An 18,936-nucleotide genomic window follows, 5' to 3' on the forward strand; every position below is an offset into this window, starting at 1 on the left:
GCGGCGTGGGAACGGGGCCGCAATGACGAAACCTCGTGTGGTGATCGTGGGGGCCGGGTTCGCCGGATACCACGCGGCGAAGACGTTGAGCCGGCTGGCCCGCGGCCGGGCCGAGATCGTGGTGCTGAACTCCACGGACTACTTCCTCTACCTCCCGCTGCTGCCCGAGGTGGCCGCCGGCGTGGTCGAGCCGACCCGGATCTCCGTGCCGCTGGCCGGGACGCTCGACGGGGTGCGGGTGGTGATCGGCGAGGCCGACCACGTCGACCTGCAGAACCGGTGGGTCGGCTTCACCCAGCCGGAGGGGGACCGCAACCGGATCGCGTACGACCGGCTGGTCCTCGCCGTCGGCAGCGTCAACAAGCTGCTGCCGATCCCCGGCGTCACCGAGTACGCGCACGGCTTCCGCGGCCTGCCCGAGGCGCTCTTCCTGCACGACCACGTGGTCCGGCAGGTCGAGCTGGCCGAGCAGGCCGACGACCCGGCCGAGCAGCAGGCCCGCGCCACGTTCGTGGTCGTCGGCGCCGGCTACACCGGCACCGAGGTGGCCGCGCACGGCCAGCTCTTCACCGACGAGCTGGTCGCCCAGCGCCCCCGGCTCAAGATCCGCCCGAAGTGGATGTTGCTGGACGTCGCGCCCCGGGTCCTGCCGGAGCTGGACAAGCGGATGTCCGACACCGCCGACCGGGTGCTGCGCCGCCGCGGCGTGGACGTGCGGATGGGCACCTCCGTGGCCGTGGCCACCGCCGACGGGGTCAAGCTCACCGACGGCGAGTACGTCCCCACCTGCACCCTGGTCTGGTGCGTCGGCGTGCGCCCCGACCCGTTCGTCGCCGAGCTGGGGCTGCGCACCGAGAAGGGCCGTCTGGTCGTCGACGAGTACCTCACGGTCCCCGGCTTCCCCGAGGTGTACGCCTGCGGCGACGCCGCCGCGGTGCCCGACCTGACCCGGCCCGGGCAGATCTGCACGATGACGGCGCAGCACGCCCAGCGGCAGGGCAAGCTGGCCGCGCACAACATCGCGGCCTCGTACGGGCAGGGCCGGCGCAAGCCGTACCGGCACCACGACCTGGGCTGGGTGGTCGACCTGGGCGGCAAGGACGCGGCGGCGAACCCGCTGAAGGTGTCGCTGTCGGGGCTGCCCGCCAAGGCGGTCACGCGGGGCTACCACCTGTTGGCGATGCCGGGCAACCGGGCCCGGGTCGGCGCGGACTGGGTGCTGGACGCCGCGCTGCCCCGCCCGGCGGTGCAGCTCGGCCTCGTCCCGGCCAACGCCGTGCCCCTGGAGAGTTCCTCGCCCGAGGTGGCCGTGCGCCCTCGCTGAGCCGCCCGGGCGGTCAGGCCGGGCGAGAGGGCGGCCGGTCGTCGACTGCGGCGACGGTGGCGTCGGTGGCGGGACGGGCACCGGCGACGAACGCGTCCAGGGTCGCCGCGTGCAGCACCCCGCCGGGCACCGGGTCCTTCGCCGCCCGCGCCGCCAGCCGGGCCACGGGCAGCCGCCCGGCGCGCGGCGCGGCGGCGAGGACCAGGTTGCCGTACCGCCGCCCGCGCAGCATCCGCCGATCGGCGACCAGGCAGACGTCGGCGAAGACCGCCCGCAGGGTGGCCGCCTGCACCCGGGCGAACACCAGCGGCGGCAGGTCGGTCACGTTGACCAGGTAGACGCCGTCCGGGCGCAGGGTCCGGGCCACCGCGGCGACGAACTCGACGGTCGTCACGTGCCCGGGCATCCGGGCCGCCCGGTAGATGTCGGCGAGCACCAGGTCGTACCCGCCGGGCGGCGCGTCGGCCAGCGCGTCGCGGGCGTCGGCCACCCGCACGCCGACGTCGGCGGGCAGGGCGGGCAGCTCCCGCGCCACCAGGTCGACCACGGCCGGGTCCCGCTCGACGACCAGTTGCGTCGAGCCGGGCCGGGTCGCGGCCAGGTAGCGGGGCAGGGTCAGGGCGCCGCCGCCGAGGTGCAGCACGTCCAGCGGCCGGCCGGTCGGCGCCGCCAGGTCCGCCACGGCGGCCATCCGGCGTACGTACTCGAAGCGCAGGTGACGGGGGTCGGCGACGTCCACGTACGACTGCTCGACGCCGGCGGCGAGCAGTGTGCGCCCGGTCGGTCGGGCCGGGTCCACGACCAGCTCCGGCCGGTGCGCGTCGACCTCCATGCCGGGCACGTTAGCCGAGCCCGCGGGGCGGGGGGGGGGGGGGGGGCCCCCCCCCCCCCCCCCCGGGGGCCCCGGGGGGCCCCCCCCCGCCCCCGCCCGCGGGGGGGGGGGGGGGGGGGGGGGGCCGGGGGCGGGGCGGGCGGGGCGGCGCGGGCGCGCCCCCCCCCCGGCGGGGGCGGGCCCCCCCCCCCCCCCCGGCGGGCCGGCCCCCCCCCGGGGGGGGGGGGGGGGGGGGGCCCCCCCCCCCCCCCCCCCGCGCCGGGTCAGCCGGTGGCCATCCCGGCGCCCGCCTCGTCGATCGCGGCGTCGACGGCGTGGGCGAGGTCCACGTCCATCGCGGTCACGGCGCCGGCCTGCCGGGACCGTACGGTCAGCACCGCGGTGGTGGCGTCCGGCCGGCCGATGCGCGGCGCGCGCCCCGTTTCCTGCCGCAGCTGGTCGATCCGGTCCAGCACCCGGTCCAGGTTGTCGGCCGGCAGCTCCACGGTGCGCGACAGCGAGGTCCCGTCGCCGGACCAGTACGGCAGCCCGCTGAGCGCCTCCCGCAGCTCCGCGTCGCTCAGCGGCGGCGTGGTGGTGGCCGCGCCGACGACCCCGCCGCCGGCCGACGGCGGTTCCAGCAGCTCGCGCAGGCCGTCCGGCACGTGCAGCGACTCGATCAGGTCGCCGTCGTGGTCGGCGAGCGCCGCCACGGTCGCCTCGGCCTGGTAGCGGGCCTGTTCCGGGCTGCGCCCGCTGATCCGGCCCACCTCGGCCAGGAAACCGGGCAGGTCCTGGTGCCGCTCGATGCCGTCCACGGGGACGACGTCGTGCAGCTTCGCCGGCACCGCCGTGAGCAGCCGCCGGCGTTCCGCCTCGCCGAGGGCCCAGGCCAGGACCAGCACGGTGGACTCGACCCCGACCTTGGCGGTGCGGAAGTCGGTCCCGGTGCGGCGCACGACGTCGTCGACCAGCGCGTGGTAGCCGATCGGCGTCGCGTCCGGCGTCCCCAAACCCGGTTTCGGGAGGGGGCGGGGGGACTCGGGGACGCCGGCCGGTGGCGGCGCCGGCCCGCCGCGGGTGCTGTCGGGCTTGTGTCGGCTGCCCGCCGGCGGCGGCCCGGCGCGCTTGCCCCGGTCCAGGTGGGTGAGCTGCTTGGAGGCGCTCAGGCTGGCCCCCGTCTCGCTGGCCTGCATGCCGCGCTCGCGGGCCTGGCGGGCCAGCGTGCGGCGGCGCTGGTTGTCGCCCTCCATCTGTTTGCGCATGGTGACACCTCGCTTCCGCTGGTGTTCCCTCGCTTCCGTCGGTCGCCTTCCCGCCGGTCCCGGCACCGAAACGGACGCCGGCGGCCGGGCCGGCGACGTCCGGCAGAGGGTGCGGAAGCTTCATCCGCCGGGGGTGAGGGGCGATCACCCGATGGGAGCCGACGATCGCAGCGGACCGGAGAACTTCCGACCGGACGCGGAAGGACAGGTCGTCATGAAGAAGATCGTCGAGATCGTCCCCGCCCGACCCGGCTGGTACGCCCGCTGGCGCCTCTCACCCGAGGACACGCGCTGCTACCCGGTGAGCCTGTGGGCGCTGCTGGAGGAGGCCGACGGCTCGGGCCGCGAGGTGGTCGGGGTGGACTGCATCGGGCAGTGGCCCGGCGCGGACGACAACGAGGCGGGTGGGGAGTTCGTCCGCTATTTCTTCCAGACTCCGGATACGGGCATCCCGGAGGACGCCGAGCCGCCGACGGCCCGGCGGCAGCGGTCGACCGGGCCCCGGCTGCAGCCGGTCACCGCGCACTGAGCCTCACTCCGGCCCCCGACCCCTGGTCCCAGGGTCGGGGGCCACCCTCCGCCCGGCGGGAACCGGCCGGCTGCGGACAGGCTCAGCCCACCTGCCGCGTGTCGCCGTCGGCGGAGCGGTCCCTGGCCAGCAACTCGGCCAGCCCGGTGCGGTCCAGCAGCTGCTGGAGCTGGGGACCGACGCCCGAGAGCCGGACCACACCAGGGCCGCCGCGGTGCACCACCACCAGCGCGCTGAGTCCCGACGAGTCGCACAGGCCGACCCCGCTCAGGTCGATCAGGAGCTCGTCGCAGCCGTCCCGGCGCAGCTCGGCGGCCGTGGCGATCAGCTCGGGGGCGGTGTCGTAGTCGAGTTCACCGGCGAGCCGGAGCCGGGCGCGACCGGCGTCGGGCCGAGCCACGTCGATGGTCAACAGCTGGGCCGCCATCCCTCCATGTTCGGCAGCCGGGCCCCGGAACGCAAACCCCGGGGACGGCCCGCGTGGCGTCAGGCGGGGCCGGCGGGGCCGGGGTGCGCGGCCAGGCTCTCGCCGAGCGGCCGGGCGAGCAGGCCCGCGACGCCGGTCAGGTCGAGGATCGTGGCCAGGAAGCGGGGTACCCCGCGCAGTTGGAGGGCGGTGCCGCCCTGCTGCCCCTCGCGCCACGCGTGCACGATCACGCCGAGGCCGGTGCTGTCGATGAAGAGCAGGTCGCCGAAGTCCAGCACGAGGGCGGGCGGAGCGTCGGCGAGCAGCCGGTCGACCTCGGCCCGCAGGGGCGCGGCGGTCGTGTAGGCGAGGTCACCGCCGACCCGGATGAGCGGTGCGTCCGGATCCGACCGGTCGACGGTCATGATCAACGGAGTCGCCTCGGGTGGCCTCCCATGGGACAGCACGATCACGCCTTTCCGCAGCCTGCCGGTCGGGCAGGGGCGAGGGAATCGTAACAATCCCCGGCTGGCCCCGCCGGGTACGCACCCGCCGCCGTGCCTCCGCGGCCGTCAGGTGGCGGTGCCGGCGCACCGGCGTAGGGTGGGCGGGAAGACGTGACCGTGAGCGCCGCTTCCGGCGCGACAACAAGTGTCGACAAGGAGTGGGGCTTAGCTGGTGACTGCTGCCGACGTCCGGGACTCAGATCCCGGCGACGGACGGATCCCCACGCCGAGTGCCGCACGGGCTCCGGCGTGGCCCGCCGACGCGCCCGCCCGCCCGGCGGCCCCGCTGCCCGCGCTCGCCCCCGACCTGGAGCACGCGACGCCGGACTGGTCCGAGGTCGTCGAGCACTTCCGCGAGGGTCTCGTCGTCTGCGACGCGCAGGGCGTCGTCCGGCACGTCAGCCCGGTGGCGCGGCGGCTGCTGCCCGAGGTCGTCCCCGGTGAACTGCTCGCGGCGGCCGGCATCCCGGGGCTGACCGTCGGTGACCTCACCCACCACGGCCGTCGGCTGCGCGCCCGGCAGGTCTCGCTGTCGGCCGCCCGCTGCTGCTGGTACGTGGAGGACGTCACCGAGAGCGTCACGCGCGCCGACGCGCTCCTGGCCGAGCGGGCCCGCTCGGCGTTCCTGGCCGTGGTCGGCGAGAAGCTCGGCAACCCGCTGCACCCGGACCGGGCCGCCGCGGCGGTGGTCCGACTCGCCGTGCCGACCCTGGCCGAGGTGGCGGTGCTGGTGCTGGCGCCCCGCGCCGGGCGGGCGCGCTGGTGGCGGGGCACCCGCGCCGACGACGACGCCCCCGCCGTGGACAGCGGCGTCCTGCCCGCCGTCGACCTGCCCGCGGCGATCGCCGAGGGGCTGGACGGCGGGGAGCCGCACACCCTCGACTGGTTGGTGGAGCAGGCGGTGACGGCCGGCTGGCTGCCCGGCCTGACGGCCGCCGACGCCTGTGCCCGGGTGGTGCCGCTGCCCGGCCGGGACGCCCCGGTGGGGGTGCTGCTGGTCGCGCGGCGGGCCACCCGCTGGTACGACGAGGCCGACACCGAGCTCGTCCGGGCCTTCGCGGCGCGGGCCGGCGCCGCGCTGACCACCGCGCTGCTCTACCGCGACCAGGCCGAGGTGGCCGACACCCTCCAGGCGAGCCTGGTGCCGGTGGAGCCGGCTGAGGCCGCCGGGGTGCAGTGGGGCACCGCCTACCGGCCGGCCCAGGCCGGGCTGCGCATCGGCGGGGACTTCTACGGCTCGCACCGGCTGCCCGACGGCGGTTCGGTCTTCTTCCTCGGCGACGTCTCCGGCAAGGGCGTCGAGGCGGCCGTCTTCACCGGCCAGCTCCGCCAGTGCCTGCAGGCGCTGCACCGGGTGGAGTCGCACCCCGGGCGGCTGCTGAAGCTGCTCAACGACGCGCTGCTGGAGACCACCCAGGCACAGGGCCAGGGCCGTTTCGCCACCATGGTGCTGGGGGTGGTCCGGCCGCAGCGCGAGGGCGGCCTCACCCTGACCATGGCCGGCGGCGGCCACCTGCCGCCGCTGGTGCTGCGCGGCTCCGGCGAGGTGGAGACCGTCGCGCTGTCCGGCATGCTGGTGGGCGTGGTCCCCGACCCGCGGATCGGGGAGGTGACGGTCCGGCTGGAGCCCGGCGAGACCTGCCTGCTCTACAGCGACGGGGTTACCGAGGCGCGCGGCGGCCGCCGCGGCGACGAGCAGTTCGGCGGCGAGCGACTCGTCCACGCGCTCACCGACTGTCACCGGATGCCCGCGCCCGCCCTGGCGGAGCGCGTCGAGCAGGTCACCTGCGACTGGCTGGCCCACGGCGACCACGACGACATCGCCGTGCTCGCGCTGCGCGCGACGGGCCCGGGCGGGCGCACGCCCCGGCACCTGCACGCCGTGCCGACCCCGCCCCACACCACCGACGCCAGGGAGACGCGAGCGTGACCGCCCCGAGTACCGAGGCCACCCCGGCGGGCGTCTGGCCCGATTACCTGCACCACCTCCAGGAGGCGGACGAGTACGGCGCGATCGAGGTGGCCGCGGGGTTGCTCGAGGCCGGCGTGCCCGCCGAGCGCGTCCTGCTCGACCTGGTCGCCCCGGCGCAGGCCGAGGTGGGGGAGCGGTGGGCGCGCAACGAGTGGAGCGTCGCGCAGGAGCACGCCGCGACGCACATCAGCGAGCGGGTGGTGGCGGCGATCGCCGCGTACGCCAAACCGCGTCCGACCCGGGGCCGGGTCGTGGTGGCCTGCATGGACGGCGAGTGGCACGCCCTGCCGCCCCGGCTGGTCGCCGAGGTGCTGCGGCTGCGGGGCTGGCACGTCACCTTCCTCGGCGCGAGCGTCCCCGCCGCGCACCTGGTGTCGTTCCTGCACCGGCACGACGCGGACGCGGTCGCGTTGGCCTGCGCGCTGCCGATGCGGCTGCCGCACGCGCACCGGATGATCGAGGCGTGCCGGCGCTCGGACGTGCCGGTGGTGGTCGGGGGCCGCGGCTTCGGCGCGGACGGGCGCTGGGCGCGGCGGCTCGGCGTGGCCTGGGCGCCCGACGCCCCGGCCGCCGCCGACCTGGTCGCCGACGAGCGCGCGCTGCGCCGGACCCCGCCGGCAAGGCTGCCCCACCTGGCCGACGACGAGTACGCCAGCCTGGTGAAGCGGCGTGGCGAGCTGATCGACGGGGCGCTGGCGGACCTGCGGGAACGGGCCCCGGCGACGCGCGACTACACGTCCGCGCAGTTGGACTCCACCGTCAGCGACCTCGGCTACATCGTGGACTTCCTGGCCGCCGCGCTCTACGTCGACGACGGCTCACTGTTCACCGAGTTCGTCGACTGGATGGTGGAGATCCTCACCAGTCGCGGGGTGCCGGCCCCCGCGCTCGGACTGACTCTGGAACACTATGGGCAGGTCCTGCGCGACTTCCCCCGGGCGGCGCGGTTCCTCGAGGCGGCCCGGTCGTCCGTGGCGGCGCGGGGCGGCCCCGGCGCGCGGTGAGCGCCGGTGTCGACCGGCCGAGGCCCCTGCTTATACTTGCTGCACTGCAAGCATCCGCCTGCGGTGGAGCGGAGGGGACCACGGTGACGTTCACCGTCACGTACACCGATCGCCCGGGCGGGGGGACCTGCCTGCACCTGGCCGGCGAACTCGACCTCAGCACGGCACCCGAGCTCAACGCCGTGATCGACCGGATCGTCGACGGCGGCGAGCGGCGTCTGCTGGTCGACCTGACCGAGCTGGTCTTCTGCGACTCCACCGGGATCGCCGCCTTCGTCCGGGGTGACAACCGCGTCGCCGCCGACGGCGGCTGGCTGCGGGTGACCGGCGCCAGCGGGCGGGTCGACCGGGTGCTCCAGGTCACCGGGCTGGCCGAGGTGCTGAGGTATGAACCCGACATAGCCGACCCGACGGCGCAGGCCGCCGGTTGATGGGCTAGATTTTCCCGCCAGCATCGAGGGCTCGCCGCCCTCCGTTCCGCCGACACGAAGCAGGTAGTGATGCGTGCAGACAGCCCGAGTCCGGTTCGCATCCTGGTGGTGGACGACGACCCGGGCGACGTGCTGATGATCGAGGAGGCCCTCGCGGACTCCGACGTCGACAAGGTCATCGACGTGGTCAGCGACGGCCAGGAGGCGATGGAGTTCCTGCGTCGCGAGGGGCGGCACACCGAGGCCCGGCGCCCCGACGTCATCCTGCTCGACCTGAACATGCCGCGGATGGACGGGCGGCAGGTGCTCGGCGCGGTCAAGGGCGACGAGGACCTGCGGACGATCCCGATCGTCGTGCTGACCACCTCCAACGCCGACACGGACATCGTGGGCAGCTACACGCTCCAGGCCAACGCGTACGTCACCAAGCCCATCGACCTGGACGACTTCAACGACGTGGTGCGCCGCATCGACGAGTTCTTCGGCCGGGTGGTCGTGCTCCCGAAGCGCTCCTGAGGCGTCGCCGCCGCCGGCAGGCCCCGGCCGCATTGTCCACGCCGGGCCGCCCGTCGACACCCCGCGGGCGCCCCGGACCCGGTCGGCGCTCGCATGCTGAACATTTTTCCGGAACCTCCTCGGCGGTCGCCGCTAGCGCCGAGGATCCAGGTGGGGAAGAAATACCAGCTGCCTGGGGGGCGACAGTATGAGGTTCTCCGTCGTTGAGACCGGCTACGACCAGCGGCAGGTCGATTCCTGCCTGGACCAGCTCGGCATCCGGTTGACCCGGCTCGCGGCCCGGGCGGAGGGCGCCGCCGGGGCCGGCCGGGAGTGGGACGAGATCCGAGACGAGGCGACGGCGTTGTGCGGCCTGCTCCAGCGGCTGGACCTCGGTGACCGGGACGTGGGGCGGCGCGGTGTCGACGACGCCGAGCGCGAGGCGGCCGACATCCTGGCGCAGGCGCGCTTCGAGCTGGACGCGGCCCGCGAGGAGGCCCGGCAGGTGCGCGAGCGGGTCTACGCCGAGGCGGTGCAGGCCCGCCGGGACTTCGAGGCGGCGCTCTACGTCCGACGGCGGCGCGAGGCCCGGGTGGACCAGATCCTCAGCGGGCTCATCGCCGAGCCGGTGCCGGCCGACACCCCGACCGCCGCGGCCGGGGTGACCGGTGCCGGCGTGCCGGCGACCCGGATCGCCGCGCGGGGCGGGGCCGAGGCGTCGAGCGAGCCGCCGGGCGGCCGGGCCGGGATCCGCTGACCCGAGTGCGCGACCGGCGTCAGGTCAGCGCGGCGACGATCGTCGTGGCCCGCTCCTCGTGCCGGGCGTACGCGTCGGGGAAGGCGGAGACCTGCACGGCCTGGGCGGCGGCGGTCACGCTCATCTCCTGCCAGCCCGGAACCTCGCGCAGCGCCTCGTAGAAGGCGTGGGCGGCGTACGCGGGGCGCATCAGCTCGCGGACGGTGCCCCAGCCGCTGCTCGGGCGCTGCTGGAACAGGCCGACGGAGTCGTGGTCCGAGCCGCTGCCCTGGTGCGGGTACTGCCGGGACTCCGGGAGCACGTCGCTGGCCAGGTTGTAGAGGTTGCTCTCCTGCATGGCGGTGGCCACGGCGACGACCATGGCGCGCCGGGGCATCTTCAGGTCCACGCCCACGTCGACGATGATCTTGGCGTTGTCCATCTGGGCCTGGGTGAGCCCGGCGACCGGGCGCGGGCGGGCCGGCTTGGCGGGCTTGCGCGGGGCCTTGCGGGTGGCCGACGGGGTCGGCTTCGGCGTCGCGCTGGGGCTCGCCACGGGGGCGGGGGAGGCGGCCCGGTCCAGCGACCGGGAGGCGCGCTCGTCCGTGGCGGCCCGCTCGGCCACCGCCTCGGCCACGGGCTCCCGCGGGGTGTCGTCGGCACGGGTGCCGGCGAACGCGGCCGCGCCGAGGCAGCAGGTCACGCCGGTCGCGAGGGCGACCCGCACGGGGGTCGAGGCGAGCAGGGCCCGGCCGCCGCGACGGGGCCGTTCCGCGGCGCGATGACGGCCGATCGTCCGTTCGGTTGAGGCGGGATCGGCCGCAGCGGTGGCCGGCCGGTCCTGGGTCAGCTTCTGGTCGAGGGGGTCGTCGGGATGCACCCGCCGAGGCTAGAAAGAGGAGCGCCCGTTGCCATCGGCGTGGTTGGTGGCATGCGCCACATTTTGCGCCGATCCGCCGCCGCATTACGCCCGGTCGATCACCAATCGCACGTTGCTCGCTTGTCTATTGTTTCCCTCATATCCGTTAAAGGGTCTGCAAACGGGCGAAGAGTCGATCTTGGGGCAAGGGTGTCGGCCGCCGTTTCCCCTCCACCGAACGGCCCACGCGGCGCCGGCCACGGGGCCACCCACCGATCGGCCGCCGGGGTGACCCGAGCCCGGCCGGGCCGGACCGGTCGGCGGCGGGCCGCGCCCCCGACGGGCCGGCCCGCCCGGCGTCGACGCCCGTCGGGCCGGCCCGTCCGTGCGGGGAGTGCCCCTCCGCCCGCCGGTCCTGTGCGCCGACCTGGCCGGTCCGCAGCGGCCGGGCCGATCGCCCGGCGGTCAGTGCCGGCCGTTCTCCGCCGGTGTCACGGTGAGCCGGTGCCGGCTGGCGTCGCCGCTGGAGAACGGCCACAGCCGGTCGGCGTGCTCGACCAGCTCGGCCAGCTGCTGGCGGCTCAGCCCGGCCGACGAGATGGAGGCGTGCACGTCGGCCCGGTACCGGCCGTCGTCGTCGCGCCCGAGCTTCGCCTCGGCCCGCACCTGCACGGTGTGCGCCTCGTCGGTGATCTCACCGGCCGCCTCCACCGCCGCGTGGTGCAGGCAGGACGCGAAGGCGGCGGCGAGCAACTGCTCCGGGGTCAGACCCGAGCAGTGCGGTGCCAGCGGGGACGCCAGGGCCGTGGAGAGCCCCCCGTCGTCGGTGCGTACGTGGCCGCCCTCGGCGGTCGCGGTGGCCGTCTCGTTCAGCCAGGAGCTCGATTCCGGCATCGCGTTCCTCCCGTTCACTCACCGGCCCGGCTACCCGGCCCCCGGGCCGTGAAACCGCAGCCGACGGCCGGAGCGGGGGCGCGCCGCCGGCGGGCGGCACGGGACGCGGGCCGCCCGGCGGCTCAGCCGGCGTGGGCGGGAGGCAGGGGCGCGGCCTGGGTCACCTCGGCCGCCGCCCGCGCGGTCCACGGGGACACGGCGCCGCCCCGCTGCCGGGGCGCCATCCGCTGCTGCATCGGCACGTACACCCGGGCGTCCACCGCCTCGGCCAGCAGCAGGGCGGCTACCAGGCTGGTCGGCCGCTCGGCCGGGTCGTCCGCCAGGCAGCGGGCGCACAGGTCGGCCACCTCCGGGGGCAGCCCGTCGATCTCCGGCAGCGGCTGCGGGGGCTGCCGCCGCCGCACGCCGAGCAGCTGTGTCGTGGTGCCCGCCTGGTACGGCAGCCGCCCGCTCAGGCAGTAGTAGAGCAGCACGCCGAGGGCGTACATGTCGGCGGCCGGGGTGGCGGGCGCCCGCTCCAACTGCTCCGGCGCGAGGTACGCCGGCGTGCCCACCACGATCCCTTCCGGCGACCGGTCCGGGGTGCCCGACGGGGTGGCGATGCCGAAGTCCAGCACCTTGACGCCGGACGGGGTGAGGATGACGTTCGCCGGCTTCACGTCGCGGTGCACGATGCCGTGCGCGTGGGCCGCGGCCAGCGCGGCGCTGACCTCGGCGCAGACCCGCACGGCGATCCGCCAGTCCAGCGGCCCGACCCGCAGGTGCGCCGCGAGCGTCTCGCCCTCGGCCAACTCCATCACGATGTAGGGCACCTGCCCACCGGGCAGCGTCGAGCAGGTGCCGAAGTCGTGCACGCTGGCCACGTTCGGATGCACCAGCCGGGCGGCGGAGCGCGCCTCGGCGCGGATCCGCTCGACCGAGGTGTCCTGCCCCTCCTGCCCGGGGGACATCACCTTGACCGCGACCGGCCGGTCCAGCACCGCGTCGTGGGCCCGCCAGACCTCCGACATGCCGCCGATGCCGATGCGCTGTTCGAGCCGGTACCGCCCGTCCAGCGTCCTCATCGACCGCTCCTCGTCTTCCGTCCCGCCCGTCCCGGCGCGCCCGTCGTGTCGTCCTCCGCTGCCGGTACCCGGCCTCCGATCAGGGCAAACCGGGGCCGGATCCGGGCGGTGCCGACGCTGGCTGCGGTAGCTTGCGAGCCGGGGCCGCTGTCGGCCCGGGAGCGGGGGAGGTGCCTGGGATGGGCGAGGTGACCGTACGCTTCGTCGGCGGACCGGCCCACGACCTGGTCCGGGCGCTGCCCGTCGAGTCCGACGGCTCCCCACCGGCGCGCTGGGTCCTGCGCCATCCCGACGAGGCCGGGGCGGCCGGCCCGGGCGGCCCGGACCACCTCTACGAGCGGGAGCACCCGGTCGGCGATGGCACGTGGACGATGCGCTTCGTGCACACCTACCCGGTGGGCATGACCGAATGAGATCGCCCGGCCCCGCGCTGGCCGGCGCCGCGGGCCGGGGTCTGGCGGACGGTCGCGGCGCCGGCCGACGTGCCCCCGCCGGGCCGCTGGCCGCCGGCGGCGCCGGCCGCGCTGGTCGTACGGGCCACCCCGCGTCCGTTGCGCCGGGTCGCCGTCACCGCCGGCCGGGCAGCCGGCGCACGCCAACGGCGCGGTCGATCTGGTGGGCCGCGTGCTGGGTGTGGCAGACGACCCGGTCAGTCGGACAGCAACTCGGCGAGGACCGCCGCGATCCGCTCCGCGTGGCGCCCGTCGGGATCCTCGTCGGCGTTGAAGTCCGTGACGCTCATCCCGAGCAGCCGGCCCGAGCGCACCAGCGGCCCGGCCAGCGCCGTCAGGTCGTCCCAGTCCAGGCCGCCCGGCTCCGGGTAGCTGACCGCCGGCAGCACGAGCGGGTCGAGCACGTCGAGGTCGATGTGCAGCCAGGCCGGGGTCGTGCCGACGGCCAGGGCCCGGCCCATCGCCGCCGCGTCGGGCCCGCGCAGCCGGTCGGCCGGCACCCGGTGCACGGCCGGGTCGACCCGGACGGCCTCCATCCCGTCCGCGGTGTCCCGGTCGGGCGCGCGGTGGCCGAGCACGTGCACCTGGTCGGGATCGACCAGCGGCCCCTCCCGGTCCAGGAGGCCGGCCGGGCCGTGGTCGGTGACGATCGACAGGTCCATGTCCGCCGCCTCGCCGGTGGGCGAGGTGCGCCCGTCCTCGAAGTCCAGGTGGGCGTCGAGGAACCACAGGTCGAAGCCGGCCGGCAGTCCCTGGAGCGTGCCCGGCAGGATCGCGCAGTCGCCGCCGAGGATCAGCGGGTGCCGTCCCGTGCCGAGCAGTTCCGTCACCCGGACCGCGATCGCCCGGCCGGCGCGGCGCACCTGGTCGACGCCGATCACGCCGGTGTCCGGGTCCCGGGTCGGATCGGTGACCAGGGCGTCGACCGCGCCGGCGTCCGCCGCGCCCAGCCGGCCCAGCAGCCCGGCCGACCGCAGCGCCGCAGGCGCCCACCGCTCGCCCCGGCCGCGACCGGAGGAGTCGAGCGGAGCGTCCAGCACCGACCATCGCACAACCGGAGGCTAGCCCGACCGTGGCAGGCTGGGCGGCATGTACCGGGAACGTCCCGCCGGGTTTGCCGGCGCGGTGCTCTGGAGCAGCACGACGAGGGCGGGCGCCGCGCCGACCAGGGTGCTCCCGACGGCTGCGTCGACCTGCTCTGGACGAGCCGCTCGGGCCTGCTGGTGGCCGGGCCGGACCGCACGGCGCACCTGAGCGGCGGCGGGCCGGCGCAGCGGTGGGTGGGACTGCGCCTGCCGCCCGGCGTCGGGCCGGCGGTGCTCGGCGTGCCCGCCGTCGAGCTGCGCGACCGGCGGATCCCCCTGGCGGACCTGTGGGGCGACCGGGAGGTCGACCGGCTGGCCGAGCGGGCCGAGGCCGCCCCGGCCGCCGTGCTGACGGAGGTCGCCGTGGGGCGGCTGCGGGCGGTCGGGGGCCCGGAGCCGGTGGGCGTCCGGATCGCCGCCGCGCTGGCCGCGGGCGCCACCGTGGCCGCGACCGCCGCCGAGGTCGGCCTGCACCCGCGCGCCCTGCACCGCCGCAGCCGGCACCTGTTCGGGTACGGCCCGAAGACCCTGGCCCGGATCCTGCGGATGCGCCGCGCCCTGGCGCTGGCCCGCGCGGGCACGCCGCTGGCCGAGGTCGCGGCCCGCTGCGGGTACGCCGACCAGGCCCACCTCACCCGGGACGTGCGGGGTCTGGCCGGGGTGCCGCCGACCGTCCTGTTGACCCGCTGAGCGGGCAGCGGCGCCGCGCGAGCGGGTGGCCCGGCGCAGCGACGCGCCGCCCGGGTGGCCGGCTCCGCGCCGCGCGGCGGGCGGTCGGCTCAGCCCTGCGCGAGCGGGGCGAACAGGTCCACGCCGTTGCCGTCCGGGTCGAGCACCACCGCGTACCGCTGGCCCCAGTAGGCGTCCCACGGGGGCAGGTGGCCCTCGTGGCCCTCGGCCACCAGTTCCGCGTAGAGCCGGTCCACCTCGGCCGGGTCGGCGCACCGGAAGGCGAGCGTGGCTCCGCCGCCGCCTCCGGGCTTCCAGTCCGGGTCGAAGGAGCGGACGGTGTCGGCGGTGTCCCAGGCCAGCCGGAGGCCCCCCGGCAGGGCGACCTCCACGTGCGGCTGGGTGTCGGCCTCCGCCGGGATGTCGAGGCCGAGCCGGCGGTAGAAGGCGAGTGAGCGCGGCAGGTCGCTGCTGACCATGCCGACGAGGTCCAGTGTCGGAGTCATGGCGTCGACGGTAGGGGGCGCCCCGGCCGCGCGTCTTGAACGAAACGGACGCCGGACGGAAGGTCCGGTGTCGCCTTCACGGCGGGGACGATCGGCGTACGGTGTCAGACAAGTCCGACTTTCCGGTCAAATCCCTCAGCGGGTGTGGTCGGGTGCGTCGGTGTCGAGACGGCGAGGGAAGGAGCGGTCGGTGGAACACCTGGCCTACCTGGACGCGGGGTCCGGCAGCCTGATCGTGCAGGCGGTGGTCGGCGGGGTGGCCGGCGCCGCCGTGGCGGCCAAGCTCTACTGGCGGCGGCTGGTCGACAAGTTCCGCCGTCAGCCCACCGACCAGCGCTGACCCGGCCATGGCGACTCCCCACACCGGCCTGCGCGCCGATCCCGGGTCGTTCCGCGACCCGGCCAACCGGGTCTTCCACCTCGGCGACGACGTGCTGCGCGGGCTGGACGAGCGGGCCGCCCGGGAGTGGCGCGCGCTGGCCGCCACCGACTTCTTCCCGCCGCTGCTCGCCGCCGGCAAGGTCTGCGGCACCGAGCCGGTCGAGCCGGCGCGGGTGCCCTCGGCCGCCCGGTGGGCCGCCGTGCTCCGCCACGAGCGCATCCCGTTCGTCTCCCACCCGTACGAGTGGTCCTTCGCGATGCTGCGCGACGCCGCGCTGCTGCACCTGGAGATCCTGCGGGCGGCCCTGCCGGCCGGGTTCACCACCAAGGACGGCTCGGCCTACAACCTCCAGTGGCGCGGGACGGAGCCGGTCTTCATCGACGTCGGCTCGTTCACCCCGGCACGCGACGGCGAGCCCTGGGCCGGGTACCGGCAGTTCTGCCAGACCCTGCTCTATCCGCTGCTGCTCGGCGCCCACCTCGGGCTGGACTTCCAGCCCTGGCTGCGGGCCCGGGTCGACGGCATCGAGCCCGACCAGATGCGCCGGCTCTTCGGCGGGGCCCGCCGGCTGCTGCCCGGCGTGCCCAGCCACGTGCACCTGCACGACGCGATGCAGCGCCGCAACGCCCGCGCCAGCACCGCCGACGTCCGGTCGCAGCTGCGGGCGGCCGGCTACTCCCGGGAGTTGGCGCTGGCCACCGTGCGGGGGATCGAGAAGCTCGTGCGGCGGCTGGAGCACCGCCCCACCGCCAGCCACTGGGTCGACTACCAGCGCACCTGCGCGTACACGGCCGAGGACCGGGCCGCGAAGGAACGCTTCGTCGCCGAGGCGCTGGCCGGCCCGCCGCGCCCCCGTCTGGCGCTCGACCTCGGCGCCAACGACGGCCGGTACGCCCGCCTCGCCGCCCGGCACGCCGACTACGTCGTCGCGGTGGAGCAGGACCCCGCCGTGGTCGACGGGCTCTACCGCGCGCTGCGCGCCGAGGGCGAGCGGCGGATCCTGCCGCTGGTGATGGACCTCGCCGACCCGTCCCCCGGCGGCGGCTGGCGGGGCGTCGAGCGCGCCTCGTTCGCCGGCCGTGCCCGGGCGGACACGGTGCTCGCCCTGGCCGTGGTGCACCACCTGGCGATCGGGCGCAACGTGCCGCTGCCCGAGGTGCTGGACTGGCTCGTCGGCCTCGCCGCCCCCGGCGCCCGGATCGTGGTGGAGTTCGTCCACCCCGAGGACCCGATGGCCCGCCGGCTGCTCGCCAACAAGCCCGAGGGCCTCTTTCCGGACTACCGCCGCGCGGAGTTCGAGCGGCTGTTGGCCGGCCGCTGCCGGATCACGCGCCGCCTCGACCTGCCCTCGGGCACCCGGACCCTCTACGCGGCGGTCGCGGGTGGCTGAGCCGGCCCGCAGCCCGGCCGATCCGCCCCGGCCGCCGGCCGTCACCCCGGCCGACCGGCGCGCGGAACTCGGCCGGCTCGCGGAGGTGGCCGGCCTGGTCGGGCTCGTGGTGACCCAGCCGCTGCTGGACGTCCTCGGCCGCAGCCCCGACTTCTTCCTGTTCCACCGCGCGGACCGGCGGGAGATCCTGCTGCTGGTCGCGCTGGTCACGCTGGCGCCCACGGCCGCCGTGGCGCTGCTCGCCGCGCTGTCCCGGCTGGCCGGGCGGACCGCCCGGTCCGCGACGCACACCCTGCTGGTCGGGCTGCTGCTCGCCGCCCTGGCCGTGCAGGTCGGCCGGCACGCGACGCCGCTGCGGGGCGTACCGCTGCTGCTGGTGGCGGCGGTGGCCGGCGCCGCCGGGGCGGCCGCGCACCGGCGGTGGCGCGCGCCCGGGCGGGTGCTGCGGCTGGCCGCGGCCGGCCCGCTGCTGTTCGTGGGGCTGTTCCTGTTCGCCTCGCCGACCTCGACGGTGGTGCTGCCGCGCGGCGAGGGCGGCGCGGCCGGGGCGGCCGGGCCCGGCAACCACCCGCCGGTGGTGCTGCTGATCCTCGACGAGCTGCCGCTGGTCTCCCTGCTCGGCCCGGACGGGCGGATCGACGCCACCCGCTTCCCGCACTTCGCCGAGCTGGCCGCCGGCTCCACCTGGTACCGCAACGCCACCGGGGTCGGCGGGTGGACGCCCTACGCGCTGCCGGCGATGCTCACCGGCCGGTACCCGCAGCGCGAGGCGGCCCCGCACTACTCCCAGTATCCGGACAACCTCTTCACCGCCTTCGGCGGCCTCTACGACATCCGCGCCGAGGAGAGCATCACCCGGCTCTGCCCGCCCAGCCGCTGCGAGTCGCCGATCACCCCGGAGCAGGGGATGGGCGTGCTGGTCCGGGAGACCGGCGGGCTGCTGCGCCAGCTCGCCGCCCCGGTGGACAGCCACGCCGACCCGGAGGACTCCTACCGGGAACGCACCCGCGCCGAGGCGGGCATCGACGACGCCGAACCGGTGCCGGCGGACCCGAAGTTCCGCTGGGACAGCCTGAACGCCAACCAGCCGGCCCGGTTCACCAGTTTCCTGGCGGGGCTGCGGCCGGCGTCCCGCCCCGCGCTGCACTTCCTGCACCTGCTGATGCCGCACTCGCCGTGGGCGTACCTGCCGTCGGGGGCGCGCTACGACGCCCCGGCGGACCTGCCGAACGACGGCGACGGCTGGGTGGACCTGGCCCGGCGGCGCCACCTCGCGCAGCTCGGCTACACCGACCGGCTGATCGGGGAGACCCTGCGCACCCTGCGGGCCCGCGGCCTCTACGACGAGGCTCTGCTGGTGGTCACCGCCGACCACGGTGTCAGCTTCACCAAGGGCGCGCAGGGCCGCGGCATGGACGCCCTCCGGGCCGCCCCGGGCGAGGTCGCCTGGGTGCCGACCTTCGTCAAGACCCCCGGGCAGCGTGCGGGGCGGGTCGACGACCGGAACTGGCAGCACGTCGACCTGCTGCCCACCATCGCCGACGAGGCGGCCATCCGGCTGCCCTGGCGGGTCGACGGCCGGTCCGCCCGCCAGGCGCCACGCGCCGAGCCGGGCAAGGTCTTCTACGACCGCCCGGGCGAACCGACCCCGATCCCCGGCGGCGTGCCGGCCCCGCCCGCGCCGCCCGCGCCGCATTCGCTCGTGGGCACCGCCGTCGGCGACCGCCCGAGCGGCGGCACCGCCCGGGTGGCGGCCCTGTCCGCGTTCCGGGCCGTCGACCCGGACACCGGGCGGCTGCCGGCGGCGGTCTGGGGCGACCTGCCGGACGAGGTGCCCGACGGCACGCTGCTGGCGGTCGCGGTCAACGGCCGGGTCGGGGCGGTCGTCCCGGTGGTCGGCCGGGACGCCGGCGGTCGCCGCTTCGCCGCCCTGCTCGACGACGACCGGCTCTTCCGCGCCGGCGCGAACCGCCTGGACGTCTACCGGGTCGCCGCCGACGGGACCCTGCGCCGCCTCGACCTGTCCTGAGCCGCCGCGGGCCGCCCGCGCCCCGCGCCCGGCCCACCGGTAGCGTTCCCACGCCCACACGGCCACGGGCGGCTCCGCCGTGCCCGGAATCGAGGGGGTTTCCCGGCCCGCTGGTCGGGAATCGGGT

The 18,936-nt window shown here is 76.6% G+C and carries 20 protein-coding genes and 1 pseudogene; 12 read left to right on the plus strand and 9 right to left on the minus strand.

The features are described 5' to 3' along the window. Window positions 1–22 precede the first annotated feature (22 nt). Window positions 23–1,324 carry an NAD(P)/FAD-dependent oxidoreductase gene (locus ACGF7U_RS16205; protein ID WP_393107216.1) on the plus strand — a complete coding sequence of 434 codons (1,302 nt, stop codon included), beginning with the start codon at window positions 23–25 and terminating at the stop codon, window positions 1,322–1,324. A gap of 13 nt (window positions 1,325–1,337) precedes the next feature. Here ACGF7U_RS16205 and ACGF7U_RS16210 read toward each other — a convergent pair whose 3' ends face one another. Both ACGF7U_RS16210 and ACGF7U_RS16215 read right to left on the minus strand, forming a co-directional pair. Then, window positions 1,338–2,156 carry a spermidine synthase gene (locus tag ACGF7U_RS16210; RefSeq protein WP_393107218.1) on the minus strand — a complete coding sequence of 273 codons (819 nt, stop codon included), beginning with the start codon at window positions 2,154–2,156 and terminating at the stop codon, window positions 1,338–1,340. 263 nt (window positions 2,157–2,419) lie between these two features. Beyond that, complete coding sequence (locus ACGF7U_RS16215; protein ID WP_393107219.1) at window positions 2,420–3,400, minus strand: DUF2267 domain-containing protein; 981 nt, start codon at window positions 3,398–3,400, stop codon at window positions 2,420–2,422. A 214-nt stretch (window positions 3,401–3,614) separates the two neighbouring features. On the opposite strand from ACGF7U_RS16215, the gene ACGF7U_RS16220 reads away from it, so the two are divergent. After that, window positions 3,615–3,929, plus strand: coding sequence for a hypothetical protein (locus ACGF7U_RS16220; protein WP_393107971.1), 315 nt, complete (start codon window positions 3,615–3,617; stop codon window positions 3,927–3,929). Window positions 3,930–4,011: 82 nt separating this feature from the next. Here the strand turns inward: ACGF7U_RS16220 and ACGF7U_RS16225 are convergent, their stop codons facing one another. Both ACGF7U_RS16225 and ACGF7U_RS16230 read right to left on the minus strand, forming a co-directional pair. Then, window positions 4,012–4,356: an STAS domain-containing protein gene (locus ACGF7U_RS16225; RefSeq protein ID WP_393107221.1), complete on the minus strand. Its 345-nt coding sequence runs from the start codon at window positions 4,354–4,356 to the stop codon at window positions 4,012–4,014. Between the two features lie 59 nt (window positions 4,357–4,415). Continuing rightward, a complete protein-coding gene (locus tag ACGF7U_RS16230) occupies window positions 4,416–4,760 on the minus strand; it encodes an STAS domain-containing protein (RefSeq protein ID WP_393107973.1) in 345 nt (114 codons plus the stop codon). 253 nt (window positions 4,761–5,013) lie between these two features. On the opposite strand from ACGF7U_RS16230, the gene ACGF7U_RS16235 reads away from it, so the two are divergent. The 5 genes from ACGF7U_RS16235 to ACGF7U_RS16255 all read left to right on the plus strand — a co-directional run bounded on the left by ACGF7U_RS16235 (window position 5,014) and on the right by ACGF7U_RS16255 (window position 9,500). Then, window positions 5,014–6,771, plus strand: a complete 1,758-nt coding sequence (locus ACGF7U_RS16235) for a PP2C family protein-serine/threonine phosphatase (RefSeq protein WP_393107223.1) — start codon at window positions 5,014–5,016, stop codon at window positions 6,769–6,771. Next, entirely contained in the window at window positions 6,768–7,817 is a 1,050-nt protein-coding gene (locus tag ACGF7U_RS16240; protein WP_393107225.1) for a B12-binding domain-containing protein, read from the plus strand. The genes ACGF7U_RS16235 and ACGF7U_RS16240 overlap by 4 nt, the downstream gene beginning before the upstream one ends. An 83-nt stretch (window positions 7,818–7,900) precedes the next feature. Next, the gene (locus tag ACGF7U_RS16245) at window positions 7,901–8,248 is read left to right on the plus strand and encodes an STAS domain-containing protein (RefSeq protein WP_393107227.1); all 348 of its coding nucleotides are present in this window, start codon (window positions 7,901–7,903) and stop codon (window positions 8,246–8,248) included. A gap of 69 nt (window positions 8,249–8,317) precedes the next feature. Next, window positions 8,318–8,764, plus strand: coding sequence for a response regulator (locus tag ACGF7U_RS16250; protein ID WP_393107229.1), 447 nt, complete (start codon window positions 8,318–8,320; stop codon window positions 8,762–8,764). Between the two features lie 187 nt (window positions 8,765–8,951). Continuing rightward, window positions 8,952–9,500, plus strand: a complete 549-nt coding sequence (locus ACGF7U_RS16255; RefSeq protein WP_393107231.1) for an ATPase — start codon at window positions 8,952–8,954, stop codon at window positions 9,498–9,500. 19 nt (window positions 9,501–9,519) lie between these two features. Here the strand turns inward: ACGF7U_RS16255 and ACGF7U_RS16260 are convergent, their stop codons facing one another. From ACGF7U_RS16260 to ACGF7U_RS16270, 3 genes are all read right to left on the minus strand, one after another. Next, window positions 9,520–10,359, minus strand: coding sequence for a hypothetical protein (locus ACGF7U_RS16260; protein ID WP_393107232.1), 840 nt, complete (start codon window positions 10,357–10,359; stop codon window positions 9,520–9,522). A gap of 444 nt (window positions 10,360–10,803) precedes the next feature. Beyond that, a complete protein-coding gene (locus tag ACGF7U_RS16265) occupies window positions 10,804–11,232 on the minus strand; it encodes an OsmC family protein (protein ID WP_393107233.1) in 429 nt (142 codons plus the stop codon). A 122-nt stretch (window positions 11,233–11,354) separates the two neighbouring features. Then, the gene (locus ACGF7U_RS16270; protein ID WP_393107235.1) at window positions 11,355–12,296 is read right to left on the minus strand and encodes a serine/threonine-protein kinase; all 942 of its coding nucleotides are present in this window, start codon (window positions 12,294–12,296) and stop codon (window positions 11,355–11,357) included. Window positions 12,297–12,475: 179 nt separating this feature from the next. Here ACGF7U_RS16270 and ACGF7U_RS16275 point away from each other — a divergent pair, with 179 nt between their 5' ends. Further along, entirely contained in the window at window positions 12,476–12,709 is a 234-nt protein-coding gene (locus tag ACGF7U_RS16275; protein WP_393107237.1) for a hypothetical protein, read from the plus strand. Window positions 12,710–12,945: 236 nt separating this feature from the next. Here the strand turns inward: ACGF7U_RS16275 and ACGF7U_RS16280 are convergent, their stop codons facing one another. After that, the gene (locus ACGF7U_RS16280; RefSeq protein ID WP_393107239.1) at window positions 12,946–13,800 is read right to left on the minus strand and encodes an arginase family protein; all 855 of its coding nucleotides are present in this window, start codon (window positions 13,798–13,800) and stop codon (window positions 12,946–12,948) included. Between the two features lie 37 nt (window positions 13,801–13,837). On the opposite strand from ACGF7U_RS16280, the pseudogene ACGF7U_RS16285 reads away from it, so the two are divergent. Next, window positions 13,838–14,523, plus strand: a pseudogene (locus ACGF7U_RS16285) (helix-turn-helix domain-containing protein). 89 nt (window positions 14,524–14,612) lie between these two features. Here the strand turns inward: ACGF7U_RS16285 and ACGF7U_RS16290 are convergent. After that, on the minus strand, window positions 14,613–15,008 hold the full coding sequence (locus ACGF7U_RS16290; RefSeq protein WP_393107241.1) for a VOC family protein: 396 nt from the start codon (window positions 15,006–15,008) through the stop codon (window positions 14,613–14,615). Window positions 15,009–15,198: 190 nt separating this feature from the next. Here ACGF7U_RS16290 and ACGF7U_RS16295 point away from each other — a divergent pair, with 190 nt between their 5' ends. The 3 genes from ACGF7U_RS16295 to ACGF7U_RS16305 are packed head-to-tail and all read left to right on the plus strand — an operon-like array spanning window position 15,199 to window position 18,809. Then, window positions 15,199–15,348 (plus strand): hypothetical protein, encoded by a 150-nt coding sequence (locus ACGF7U_RS16295; RefSeq protein WP_393107243.1) that lies wholly within the window; start codon window positions 15,199–15,201, stop codon window positions 15,346–15,348. Window positions 15,349–15,355: 7 nt separating this feature from the next. Beyond that, on the plus strand, window positions 15,356–16,780 hold the full coding sequence (locus ACGF7U_RS16300) for a class I SAM-dependent methyltransferase (RefSeq protein ID WP_393107246.1): 1,425 nt from the start codon (window positions 15,356–15,358) through the stop codon (window positions 16,778–16,780). Then, on the plus strand, window positions 16,773–18,809 hold the full coding sequence (locus tag ACGF7U_RS16305; protein ID WP_393107248.1) for a sulfatase-like hydrolase/transferase: 2,037 nt from the start codon (window positions 16,773–16,775) through the stop codon (window positions 18,807–18,809). Before ACGF7U_RS16300 ends, ACGF7U_RS16305 begins: the two co-directional genes overlap by 8 nt. The last annotated feature ends 127 nt before the right edge of the window (window positions 18,810–18,936 follow it).

Origin of the sequence: Micromonospora sp. NPDC047670 (assembly GCF_043204915.1) — a bacterium.
Classification (GTDB): domain Bacteria; phylum Actinomycetota; class Actinomycetes; order Mycobacteriales; family Micromonosporaceae; genus Micromonospora.